Source organism: Streptomyces albiflavescens (assembly GCF_014645835.1).
Lineage (GTDB): Bacteria > Actinomycetota > Actinomycetes > Streptomycetales > Streptomycetaceae > Streptomyces > Streptomyces albiflavescens.
Map to the genome: position 1 here is coordinate 857297 of NZ_BMMM01000002.1, position 11792 is coordinate 869088.

An 11792-nucleotide genomic window follows, 5' to 3' on the forward strand; every position below is an offset into this window, starting at 1 on the left:
ACCACATGGGCTAGGTCCTCCGGGCGTGCAGGAGCAGGATGGAGGCGGCCGACGGGACCGCACAGGCCAGCCGGTCCAGCGGCCGCAGGGGGCGCGGTACGCCGTGGAAGGGCGCACCCGCCAGGCGTACGACCTCGAAACCCGACGCGGTCACGAACTCCCGCAGCGCGCGGGCCGTGTAGAGCCGCAGATGGCCCACGACCTCGCTTCCCGGGCGGCCGTGGATGGCGCGCAGGCTCACCTCCGAGAAGACGGGCTGGACGCCGGCGAGCAGCAGGGCGCGGTTGTACCAGGCGGCCAGGTTCGGGGTGGAGAGCATCAAGTGGCCGCCGGGGCACAGGACTCGGCGGATCTCGTCGAGCGCGCCGTCCGGGTCCACGAGGTGTTCGACGACCTCGCTGAAGAGCACGGCATCGGCCGATGCCGTCCTGAACGGCAGCCCGCCGTCGGTGAGTTCGCCGCGGATCGCGTACGGCATGTGGGCGTGGGCGCGTCTGAGGGCGTCCTGCGACCAGTCGACGCCGATCAGACGGTGGCCGGCCAGGAGGGGGGCGGCGGTCGCGGCCGCGGTGCCGTCGCCGCAGCCGATGTCCAGGACGGTCTTCGCGCCCGCCGTGGCCGGGCCGAGCGCGGCGGCCAGCATGCGGGCCTGGCGCAGGCTGCGCGGGGTGCCGGACGCGACGGGGACGGCGGGGTCCTCGTAGAAGTCGCGAAGTCCGCGCCGCGCGGGCGCTGTTGTGGTCATGGGGTGTCCCCCTCCGTCGCGTGCAGATAGTGCTCGAAGAGGTCGCGGAGGTGGGCGCCGTCGCCGTGGCTGAGCAGGGTGCGGGACCAGCGCAGGGCGAGGTGCAGGCGGCCCGCGGTGGACGCGGTCGTGACGGTCAGGCCGCGGGGCATGCGGGCGGGGGCCGAGAACCAGACCGCGTGGGCTCGGCCCGCTGCCTCGCCGAAGTCCAGGGGGTACGGGATGCGGCCGATGTTGCTCAGCAGGGTGGTCGAGGTCCAGGGGCCGGCCGCTCTGCGCAGGCCTCTTGTGACGGCCGCTCGCCATGCCACGGGAACCACGGGTGCGGTCAACAGGGCGGCCCCGTGCCCGAGTTGGGGGCGGTCGAGGGACTTCAGCGCGCGGGTGCGGTTCGCCGTGCGGAGCAGCAGCTCGCTCATCCTGTGCGCGTCCACCTCCTCGGGGGCGAAGGTGACTTCCACGAGCCGCGTTCCGTTGCCGATCGGCATGTCCGCGCCGCGGGGGCGGTCGTCGACCGGCATCGTGATGCGCAGGGGGCGGGGGCGGGCGCCGTGTTCCCTGTTCCAGTGGGCGAGCATCAGGGCCGTGGTGGCCATGAGCTGGTCGTTGACCGTGTAGGGGGAGCCCTTGGGGCGGCGCGGGACGTTCAGTTCGGCGACGAGCAAGCCGTTGCCGGGGGAGGGTTCGGGGGTGCCGGGGGCCACCCGGGCGGGTGGGGTCCAGGTCGAGGGGGCGTCCACCCCGGGAGTGTCCGTCGCGTCGAGGGTGCGCACCGGAGGCGCGGCCGGGGTGTTGTCCTTGCCTCCGTAGAGTTCGGCCGCGGTGGCCAGGATCCGCAGGCAGGCCGGGCCGTCCAGGGCCGTGTGGTTGATGGTGAGGAAGAGGACTGTGCCCTTGGCCTCCGGGTGCCCGGACGTGGGGCCGGCTGGGCGAGGGGTGCGCGGCTCGGCGCCACGAGGTGCCGCTCTCTTCGGTACGGGTGGTGCCCCAGCCGCACGAGGGCCCGTAGCGAGGTCGGCGTGTGCGCTCGCCGTGGTGTTGCCCACCGCGTCCGTCGCCTCGCTGCCCACCGCTCGGCCCGCCCCCTGGACCACCTCCAGGCGTATGGGTGGGGACAGGGACAGAGGCGGTGCCTCCAGCAGGGCCCTGGTCCGGGCGTCCCGGAGTGCGTCGGAGTCGGCGGAGGTGAACGACACCACCTCCACGTCCGGTCCCGGCGTCAGCTCCCACTCGTAGCGGCGGCGGTACCAAGGGCCCGGGGCCTCGCGCATCAGGATGCGGGGGTGGCGGCGGAGCGCTTCGGCGAACGCCGTCCTCAGCCGGTCCGGGTCGAGGCGGCCCGGCAAGTGGACCTCGATGTGGACCGTCTCGGGTTCCGCCTCCTGGAGGCAGTGCCGGGCGACCTCGTCCACCACCGGGAACGGGATGCGGACGGGGGGCCGGCTCGGACCGTCGGTGCCGTCCCGTGCCGGGTGCTCCACCGCTGTCATGTGCTCTCGCCCCTCCCCGTGTCCTCCTGGACGCCGGGCTCCTCGGGCGGTGTAGCCCTGAACCTCGGCTTGCGGAACGTGAGGCGCGCGGTCGGGGGCTCGGGCTCGGGCGATCCGGGGCCGCGTGCGGAGACGGTCGGGCCGGCGGCGACCCCGGCCGCGCTCCCGGTTCCGGACTCTGTCCCGGCCCCGCTTCCAGTCCTGGACTCGGACCCGGCCCCGGTTTCGGACGCGCCGGGCTTCTCCCCGGCCGGGCCGGCCCCCGCGCCGGGCTTCTCCTCGAAGCCCCCGGGCAGTGCACCGGGCAGGGCCCCCGGCCCCCCGCTCTCCCCCCGCACCCGTTGCGGCAGCGGTGCCGTAGGTGCCTCCGACGAACCCGGTGGCGCCTCCCACCGTGCGTTCGCCGCCCCGGAGGCGCCCGGCTCCCGTACGCTCACCAGACCGGCGAACAGGCCGATCAGCGCGAGCAGTTGGGCCGCGGGCCCGAACGCACCCCCGTCCGCCGACACCGGCGACCCCGCCCCCGTCGCGGCGGCGATCCCCGCCCCGGCGAGCGCGAGGAACGCGATCGGTACGAGCAGGGCGTGCCGCCGACGGGCGAGCAGGGCCAGTGCCGGGACCAGCAGGGCGAAGAAGCCCGCGATCACGATGCCGACCAGGGTGAGCGCGACCAGACCCGGCCACAGCCCGGGCAGTGGCGGCACCGGCTGCGGCTCGTCGGGGTTGGGTGAGCGGCGGCGCCACAGGACGAGACCCGCGAGAGCGGCCACGGCGACCCCGCCGCCGATCAGCCCGGCCTCGTACGTCGTCGACGGCTCGTACGACAGCTTGACCGTGCCGCCCGCGCCGGACGGGATCCGCCAGCCCTGCTGCCAGCCGTCGAGCCGTACCGGTGTGAGTTCCTTGCCGCCCAGCGTGGCCTTCCAGCCGTCGTTGTAGTTCTCGTACGTCGTCAGGTACGAGGCCGCGCCCGAGCCGACCGTCACCTCGCGACGATCGCCCAGCCAGTCACGTATCTTCAGATCGCGCCCGGCGGTGGCCGCGTCCGCGACGGTCCCGCGCGTCAGCGTCACGTCCGTCAGGGCCAGCGGACCGGCGTCGCCCGCCTCCACGCGGTGCGAGCCGTCGGTGAGCTCCAGGGCCGTGTCCGTGCGGCCCTCCTGACAGAGCGTCACCTCAATGGCCCGGCGCTCCACCAGATCCCGTACCGTCCCCGTCGCGCTCGTCTCGTACAGCTTCCCGTCGACCGCGACGACCGGACCCTTGCCGCAGGGGAGCGAGAACTGCCGGGTGCCGGACGGCTGCGGGGTGCGGTACTGGTCGAGGCCCGGGATGTAGGCCTCCGTCAGTCCGACCGGGAGCTGCAGATCGTCGTCGGCGACCGGGTTGTGGACGGTCAGGGGCGCGGTCTCGGTGATGGTGATGTCGAGGTGGTCGGTGGTGATCGGGTCGAAGCGGGCCCAGCCGTTCTCGTCGACTCCGACGATCGCCGCCCCGTCCGGGGAGCTGATGTTCACCTTCGTCGGGCGGGTCGACAGGCCGCCCGCCGGGGCCAGCACGAGGGACGAGACCGGTTGTTTGTCGGGCCAGCTCAGGTGGATCGTCGGGTTGTCGCCCGCGATCCATGCCGTTGTCAGGTCGCCGTCCGTGAGGTTGCGCGCGGACAGGCCGGCGCCCAGCTTCGCCGTCGAGTCCGCCGTCGCGACGATCCGGCTCTGCTGCTCGGGCGCGACCTCGTACAGCAGCTTGTCGAGGTCCTCGCCCGGGACCGGGACGGCGCTCGCCTTCATCGCGTACGTGCCCGCCGTCGAGGTCGAGAAGCTGCGGTGCAGGCCCGCCTCGGTGCCCGTCGGGGAGAGCCCGGTGGGGTCGGTGGTGCGGTGGAGGGAGACGATCTCGGCCGACGCCGCGGACGCGTCCGAGTCGGAGGCGTCCGTCGGAAGCCGCAGCAGGCGGGTCACCTGGACGTCCGGAAGGTCGATCTCGGAGAAGCCCGCACCGGTGAGACCGGCATGCTGCTCGGTGGAGCCGACGATCGTGATCCTCAGCCAACTCGTGGACCCGGGGCGGGCCTTGATCGCCTGGGCCATGCCGTTGGGCTGGAGGTAACTGGTGACGGAGCCCTTCTCCGTCTCCACTCGTACCCGCGTCGCCGCCGACCGCACCCCGTCCTGGGGCAGCGGAGTCACCTTGAACGACGACGGCACGTCCACGGACCCCTCGAAGCGGATCCGCAGCCACTGCCCGTTCGCCGAGCCCGCCGCGCCCTCGGCCCACGCGGTGTCGGGGTTGCCGTCGAAGGCGTTCACGGGGTCGTACTGCGGCAGGTAGAACAGCCAGTTGCCGGTCGACGACGCCGTCACCGAGCGGGCGCCGCGCAGCTCCGCCACCGTCTGGTGCCGGATGCCCTTCGTCGGCAGGATCTGGTGCGGTTTCTTGCCGGGGTCCTGGACGCTGTCGCTGTCGTTGCGCTGGTCGCGCGTGTACGTGTACGAGGTGTTGGAGTTGACCAGGCCGAAGCGGGTGTCGGCGCGGCGCAGGCCGTCGCCCACCACCTGCACCTCGGGGGTGCCGAGGCCCGGATGGTTGTCGCCGGTCAGCACGGTGGCGCGGCCCCGCATCGACGGGTCGGCGGCCAGCGGGAGGAGCGACTCGGGGCCGCCCGATACGACGGCCGTGTCCGCGATCGGCTTCAGCCCGGCCTGTCCGGGCCTGGGCACGTCCGTGTCGGTCGGCTCGTAGATCTCGACGGCGCGCTGGCGCGGATACAGGCCCTCGACCTGCAGGGGGGTGTCGTTCGCGATCCGCCCGCCGGTCATGACCGGCCCGAGGCCGGTGACCCGCTGGTACCCGGACTGCTCCAGGGTCCGCTTCACGGTCGCCGTCGGGACGTAGCCGAGTTGATCCGGGTCCAGGTCATTGCGGACGACGACATAGTAGAGGCCGGCACGGCTCAAGTAGTCGGCCAGGCCCGGGACATCGCCGCCCGTCATCAGCGCCTGCTCGACCGCGTCCATGGCGCGCCGGTTGCCCGCGGTGCCGAACGGGACGTAATCCCGTTCCGCCCAGCGGGAGTCGGCGAGCACGTCGAGGGGCTGGTCGATGGGGGAGCCCCAGGTGTAGATGCCGTGCGCGGTGGCGGGGACGACGAGGGCGCGGGAGTCGGGGGAGTACTTCTTCAGCCAGTCGGCCGTGGTCTGCCAGTACTTGGGGAGCTCCTGAAAGGAACCCGGCTGCAGGATCGACCCGTTGAGATACGGCCAGGCGAGCCCCGGCAGGATCAGCACAGCCGCCACGAGGGGCGCGAAACGGCGGCCGCGCACGGGCCGGGCGCCGCGCGTCTCGGAGGCGACGCCGACCAGATGGGCGAGGCCGAGGACGAGGGCGAGCGCGAGCCCCGTCTGGAACTTGTAGATGTTGCGGAAGGGGACGAGCCCGCCGTTCAGCCAGTCCTGGACCACGCCGTGGAAGGGCGCGCCGAACGAACCGCCGTACCCGGCAAGGGTGATGAGTGCGACCGACAGCACGGTCAGCACGAGCCAGCGGCGCTCGGGCATGTCCCGTCTCGCCAGGCCCGCGAGACCGAGCCCGGCCGCGAGCGCCGAGCAGACGATCACGATCACCGAGGACGCGACGGTCCAGCCGGCCGGCAGCCAGGCCTCGCCGAAGTGCAGATACGCGACCCAGTTGCCGGCGCCGCGCAGTGACTCGGTGGCCGACATCGTGGCCGTCGTGGTCGCGGAAGTCTCCACATAGGGAAGGAAGTTCTCGCCGTAGATGCCGAGCATCAGCAGCGCGATCCACCACCAGGCCGTCGCCAGGATCACGCCCGGCACCCACCAGGCGATCAACTTGCGCTGCCGGGGGCCGCGCGGGCGGGAGAGCAGATACAGCCCGACCGGGAGCAGGGACGCCAGGGTCGCGGCCGCGTTCACGCCGCCCATGAAGGGGACGATCAGCGCCGAGCGCAGGGCGGCGACGCGGGCGCTGTAGCGCTCGTCGGTGAGCGGCAGCAGGACCCACGGGAGGAAGGCGCCGGGCAGCGCCGCGGCCGAGGTGGAGCCGACGACGACGGTGAAGACCGGCCACAGCGCGTAGGCGACGGCGGCGAGCAGTCGTGAGGAACCGCTCCCGATCCGCAGCCGCTCGGCCAGTCGCAGCGCGCCCCAGAAGGCGACGGAGACGACGATCGACAGCCACAGCCGCTCCGCCAGCCACACCGGCAGGTGGATCAGCTTGCACAGGCCGTAGAACGGCAGCATCGGCCAGACGTAACCGACGTACTGGTCCTGAATGCCGCCGAAGCCGCCCCGGTCGTGCCACAACTGGCCCAGGTCGGAGAGGAACTGCCAGGGGTCGAGCGCGACACCGAGCTTGGTGTCGAACGTCGTCCGCCCGGGGTGCACGGCCAGGAACAGTACGAAGACCACGGCCCAGAAACCGAGCAGCCACCGCCGCGAGCGCGGCCCCTCCGGGGGGCCTGAGGTGGTCGCGGCGGGGCGGACGGCTGCTGGAGGAGGAGCCTGGACCGTGCTCGTCATGGTGGACACCGCCGGAGGATGAGGAGGAGGTTCCAGGTGGCGAACTCGCGCAGCACCGGAGTCTTGGTGACGGCGGAGGCGAGGAACGGCCAGTAGCGGGAGCGCGCCGCGACGACCGTCACGTCGTCGCGGGCGCGCACCTGCCGCAGGGTGGTGCCGATGTGTACGGCGAAGAGGTTCTCGCCGAGGGTGTGCTTGGCTGTCTTGCCGGTACGGCGCCGGTAGCGGGCCCGTGCCCGCTCGGCGCCGAAGTAGTGCCAGGGCGCCCACTCGTGACCGCCCCATGGGGACAGCCAGTTGGTGAACGACACGTAGATCAGCCCGTCCGGGCGGGTCACGCGCACCATTTCGCTCAGGAATGTCTGCGGATCGGCCACGTGCTCCAGGACGTTGGAGGAGAAGCAGACATCGGCCACCCCGCTCGCCAGCGGCAGCAGATACCCGTCCGCGACGACCGCCGAGTCGGGTGGCTTCGGTCCCAACTCCCGTACGTCCGGCTCGAAGAGGTACGCGTTGGCCCCGCGGCGCCGGAACTCCTGGGTGAAGTAGCCGCTGCCGCCGCCGACGTCCACGACGGTACGGCCCTCGACGGCGCCGCTGTACGCCTCGACCTGGTCGGCGGCGTCCCGGGCGAGCAGCGAGTAGCAGGTCTCGGGGTCGTCCTGCTCGTGCAGGAAGGCACGGAAGAGGGCGAGGGAGCGACGTATGGAGGGATCCTTGAGGCCGGTACCCGCACCCTCACCGGCGGCCCTCACGGCGTCCAGCCCCTCACCGCCTCCGCGGCCACCGCTCTGAACTGGCGGACCGTGTGGTTCCAGCGGTACCGGGCCGCCCGGTCCCGGGCGGCCTTGCCCATGAGGGTGCGGCGGTGGGTGGACAGGGCGAGCGTGCACCAGGCGGCCGCGAAGGAGGACTCGCCGCGAGCCAGCAGACCCGTCTCGCCGTCCACGACGGAGTCGCGCAGTCCGGGCACGTCGAAGGCGATCGCCGGGGTCTCGCGCGCGGCCGCCTCGGTGACGACCAGGCCCCAGCCCTCGACGGCGGACGGGTGCAGCAGCAGCCAGGCGGCGCACAGCAGACGGTGTTTCTCGGCTTCGGAGACATGGCCGGCGAACTCGACGCCGGGGCCCGCGAGTTGCTCCAGCCGCTCGCGCTCGGGGCCGTCTCCCACGATCACCAGCCGGCCACCGGTGACCGGGCGGACCCGTTCCCACAGCCTCAGCAGCAGATCGATCCGTTTGTACTCGACGAGCCGCCCCATCGCCACGAACAGCGGCTCCGGCGAACGCGAGGCCCGAGGGCCCGGCTCCTCGACCCCGTTGTGCACGACCCGGATACGGTCCCGCTCGACTCCGATCGCGCGCAGGGCGTGTGCCGTCGACGGAGAGACGGCGACCAGCAGATTGCGGCGCTGCGCGCCGGCCAGCGCCCAGTGCTCGAGTCTTCGGCCGAGCCGGGCGGCGGGTGCCAGCGGTCCGCCGAACCGCATCTTCCACAGGTCCGTGTGGACGTGGTTGACCAGACAGAGGGTGGGGCCGTGGTGCCACAGCGGTGCCAGGTACGGCAGGCCGTTGCACACCTCGACAAGGAGGTCGCAGTCACCGACCTGGCGGTGCAACGCGGGGCGGGCGCGTAGAAAGTGGCCCAGGTCGCCGCCCGCCGAGACGACCCGGTAGTCGCGGTAGGCCGCGGGGCCGCCGCACAGCAGGGTGACCTGGTGGCCGAGCTCGGTCAGTCCTTCGGCCAGACGGTCGACGAGCAGTTCGGAGCCGCCCGCCGCCGGGTTGCCGAGATCACGGCGGGCGAGAAAAACGATACGGCGCGGCTGTGGGGGGAGCGCCGGGAGGTGCTGCGCGGGGCGGGGGAGCGCGGCGCGCAGCGGGGAAGGCACGTGCTGGGGCATGGGTGCTCCAACTCGTCTCAGGGTGCGGAACTCAGCGTGGGGGGTGGGGCGTGGTGCGGATCTCTGCATCGTTCGGTGGGTGAGGTCTCTCCGGTCTCTTGCGGTGGGTCTCGCCGTGGGGCGGCGCTGGTCCGGTCGCTCGGTGGGGCGGCGGTGTTCTGGTCCTGCGGTGGGGCGACGCTGTTCCGGTCTTTCGGTGGGACGGCGGCGCTGCTCTGGTCTTTCGACGGGATGGGTCTGAGAATCTGCCCAGCTGTGGGGGCTTTGGGTGTTCGCCGTGACGGGGATGTGGGCGGGCTGTGTTCGGGTGGGGTTGGACAGTTTTCGCCCAGCGGTTCGATGCGGCTACTCACCGAGGTGACAATTTCCGGGCTTTGTGGAGCTGACGCCACATCACATCGTGAGCGGAGGCTGGGACGACTCGGACGTATCGGGATCCGGTCGCCCGCGCACCACCAAAACGACCCCCACCGCGGCCAGGACGAAACCGAGCACACCGGCACCAATCGGCAACGTCTGTCCCACCATGCGCAGCTGACCGCTCTCGGTCTTCGCCTGGTCGACCTGGTCCTTCTGCGTCGCGGTCGTGAAGGCCAGCTTCTGGCTGTCCAGGAGCACCGCCGCGTCCTTCTTGCCGCCCGGGGCGCGCAGCGTCTTGCGCGGCCCGACCTGCGCGTAGATCACCCGTCCTGTGCGCTGGTCGACGACGAGCTCGATCAGGTGGTTGGCGTACCACTCCTCGGCGAGCACCTGGCTGCGCTTCGGCTCCCCGACGATCGCGCCTGGCACCAGACGGGTCCCGGTCCTGGTGGCGGGGACGGTGCCGGTGAACCGGTAGCCCTCGTACCCGTGGATCTTCTTGGTGCCCCGGTAGTTCAGGGTGACCGTCGCGCCGAGCGAGTTGTCCCACCAGCGGTACGCGCGTTTTTGCACGTCGAAGGGGAACTTGAGGTAGGCCTCGCCCTCGAAGTACGGCTTCTCCCGGCAGCAGTGCGCCGGCGCGTTGGTCTTCCGGTTGGTGACCCAGCGGCCCGGCATGAACTCCAGGGCGTCGTGCGGGTCGGCCGCGGGCAGCGATTTGTCCGTGTCGACCGTGGTCGTCACGTCCCAGACGGCCTTCCCGCTGCGCTCGCTGTCGGCGACGTCGCCGCGCACCGTCTGGGTGACGGTGATCTTCTGGTCGGGCACGGTCCCGACCTTGTCGACATCGAAGACGCTGCCCGTGCCGGTGTAGATCGCGGTGGTGTCGATGTCGATCGGGTTCACGGCGGCACGCGGTTCCACGTACCACGCGAGCATCGGGGCCAGCACGAGCAGGAAGGTGCCGAGGCCGAGGAGGATCAGGGAGACGGGTGAGACTCTGCGACGCATCCGGGCACTCCAGGGGCGTGAGGAGGCTCGACGCACGGGTGATATCGGGTGTTACGAGGTGTTATGGATGCGTCGACACCAGGAGGGTAAGTGCACGTGCGGTATGGGCCGGGAACCGTAGGCGCACCCTTGACGGGTGTCAATGCATTGTCGAGACTGTGGACTTGCCGGACGGGACCGGTGAACCGTCATGGGTCGGGACCGGTGGACAGCCACCGGACACGACCGGTGAACGGGAGTGGGCAGGGGCCGCGCAGCCGGATGACCACGGCCGCGCGGAGTACCGGGGTGGGGGACGACCTCCGACAGAGAGGCTGACCCTGCGATGTCCAGACTGCTCGCCGCAGCATTGACCGTCGCGGCCGCCGCCGCACTCGCCGTGGGCGCCGCGCTCGGTGTCGTCGCGCTGCTCGACGCGACGCCGGACCAGCCGAACACGCCCCTGATCACCTATGAGCATGCCGGCCAGGAGCGTTGACCGTGACGGCCCGTCCGGGAACCGTCACCCTGCATTCGGCCTGGCACGACGTTCCCCGCGTCCAGGTGCGACAGTTCGCGGCGATCGCCATGGCCGAGGCGCCCGCGCTCGCCGAGGAGATCCTGCGTGAGATCCGCCGCGAGTACCCGCATCTGCCGGTCGTCCTCGACGACTCCGGGGAACCGATGGCCCTGGTCGGCATCCGCCGCGCGATCGAGGTCTTCGTGCAGCATCTGGAGACGGCGGAGGGGCGCCCGCGCGTCCACCCCGAGGTGTTCCAGGAGTTCGGCCGGGGCGAGGGGCTGCACGGCCGCAGCCTCGACTCGCTCCAGGCGATCTACCGGCTCGGGGTACGGCTCGCATGGCGGCGGTTCGCCGAGATCGGCCAGCGGGTCGACATCCCGCCACCGGCGATGTACGAGCTCGTCGACGCCGGATACGAGTATCTGGACGGCCTGGTGGATCAGTCCGTACGGGGGTACGCCGAAGCCGCGGCCCGACAGGCGGGGGAGCGGCTGCGCCTCCAGCGGCGCCTGATGGAGTTGCTGCTCGCCGAGCACCATCGGGGCGACCCCGCCGAGGCGCTCGTCGAACGTGCCGCCCGGATCGGCTGGCCGCTGCCCGACCGGGTCGCCGTCGGGGTGCTGCTGCGGCCGGCCCGGGAGGCCGTCGCACCGGCCGTCGGGCAGAGCGTCCTGCTCGACATGGAGTACGAGCAGCCCCGCATGGTCGTGCCCGAGCCGGAGGCGGCCGGGCGCCCCGAGCTGCTGCACCGGGCGCTGACCGGGTGGTCCGGCGCGATCGGGCCGCCGGTGCCGCTCGCCGACGCGGCGAAGTCGCTGCGCTGGGCCGAGGCGGCGGTACGGCTCATGGAGCGCGGGCTGCTCCCCGCCGGTGAGGTCCTGCACTGCACGGAGCACACGGAAGCCCTGGTTCTCCTTCAGCCCGAGGAGCTGATCGACGACCTGGCGCTGCGCTGCCTCGCCCCCCTCGCGCACTGCGGTCCCACCCACGGCCGTCGCCTCGCCGAGACGCTGCTGGCGTGGCTGGAGACACGCGGTGGCGCACCCGAGATCGCGGCCCGTCTCGGGGTTCATCCTCAGACCGTCCGCTATCGCCTCCGTCAGATCCGCGAGCTCTGGGGCGACGAGATCGACGACCCGGACCGGCGCTTCGAGCTGGAGCTCGTCCTGCGGGCGCAGCGCCTGCGCGGCGAACTGGGCGACCCGAGGGCCCGCCGCTGACGGTGCCCGACCGTCGCGAG

General features: G+C 72.3%; 8 protein-coding genes. 2 read left to right on the forward strand and 6 right to left on the reverse strand.

Annotation, left to right across the window (positions count from 1 at the left end; all coding sequences use genetic code 11):
- Positions 1-10: 10 nt before the first annotated feature.
- The 6 genes from IEY95_RS08690 to pgfA all read right to left on the reverse strand — a co-directional run bounded on the left by IEY95_RS08690 (position 11) and on the right by pgfA (position 10050).
- Positions 11-745, reverse strand: a complete 735-nt coding sequence (locus tag IEY95_RS08690; protein WP_189185274.1) for a class I SAM-dependent methyltransferase — start codon at positions 743-745, stop codon at positions 11-13.
- Positions 742-2235, reverse strand: coding sequence for a condensation protein (locus tag IEY95_RS08695; RefSeq protein ID WP_189185275.1), 1494 nt, complete (start codon positions 2233-2235; stop codon positions 742-744). Before IEY95_RS08695 ends, IEY95_RS08690 begins: the two co-directional genes overlap by 4 nt.
- A complete protein-coding gene (locus IEY95_RS08700) occupies positions 2232-6776 on the reverse strand; it encodes an alpha-(1->3)-arabinofuranosyltransferase (protein ID WP_189185448.1) in 4545 nt (1514 codons plus the stop codon). Before IEY95_RS08700 ends, IEY95_RS08695 begins: the two co-directional genes overlap by 4 nt.
- Positions 6773-7531 (reverse strand): class I SAM-dependent methyltransferase, encoded by a 759-nt coding sequence (locus tag IEY95_RS08705; RefSeq protein WP_189185276.1) that lies wholly within the window; start codon positions 7529-7531, stop codon positions 6773-6775. The genes IEY95_RS08700 and IEY95_RS08705 overlap by 4 nt, the downstream gene beginning before the upstream one ends.
- The gene (locus tag IEY95_RS08710) at positions 7528-8679 is read right to left on the reverse strand and encodes a glycosyltransferase family 4 protein (protein ID WP_189185277.1); all 1152 of its coding nucleotides are present in this window, start codon (positions 8677-8679) and stop codon (positions 7528-7530) included. Before IEY95_RS08710 ends, IEY95_RS08705 begins: the two co-directional genes overlap by 4 nt.
- A 393-nt stretch (positions 8680-9072) precedes the next feature.
- Positions 9073-10050 (reverse strand): cell envelope lipid trafficking protein PgfA, encoded by a 978-nt coding sequence (gene pgfA / locus IEY95_RS08715; protein ID WP_189185278.1) that lies wholly within the window; start codon positions 10048-10050, stop codon positions 9073-9075.
- A gap of 325 nt (positions 10051-10375) precedes the next feature.
- Here pgfA and IEY95_RS08720 point away from each other — a divergent pair, with 325 nt between their 5' ends.
- Positions 10376-10528, forward strand: coding sequence for a hypothetical protein (locus tag IEY95_RS08720; protein WP_189185279.1), 153 nt, complete (start codon positions 10376-10378; stop codon positions 10526-10528).
- Positions 10529-10530: 2 nt separating this feature from the next.
- Positions 10531-11772: a PucR family transcriptional regulator gene (locus tag IEY95_RS08725; RefSeq protein WP_189185280.1), complete on the forward strand. Its 1242-nt coding sequence runs from the start codon at positions 10531-10533 to the stop codon at positions 11770-11772.
- Positions 11773-11792 lie beyond the last annotated feature (20 nt).

Excerpts from the sequence above, each read along its gene's own strand:
- IEY95_RS08700 (WP_189185448.1), bottom strand. The coding sequence starts at position 6,776 with ATGACGAGCACGGTCCAGGCTCCTCCTCCAGCAGCCGTCCGCCCCGCC.
- pgfA (WP_189185278.1), bottom strand. The coding sequence starts at position 10,050 with ATGCGTCGCAGAGTCTCACCCGTCTCCCTGATCCTCCTCGGCCTCGGC.
- IEY95_RS08695 (WP_189185275.1), bottom strand. The coding sequence starts at position 2,235 with ATGACAGCGGTGGAGCACCCGGCACGGGACGGCACCGACGGTCCGAGC.
- IEY95_RS08690 (WP_189185274.1), bottom strand. The coding sequence starts at position 745 with ATGACCACAACAGCGCCCGCGCGGCGCGGACTTCGCGACTTCTACGAG.
- IEY95_RS08710 (WP_189185277.1), bottom strand. The coding sequence starts at position 8,679 with ATGCCCCAGCACGTGCCTTCCCCGCTGCGCGCCGCGCTCCCCCGCCCC.
- IEY95_RS08720 (WP_189185279.1), top strand. The coding sequence starts at position 10,376 with ATGTCCAGACTGCTCGCCGCAGCATTGACCGTCGCGGCCGCCGCCGCA.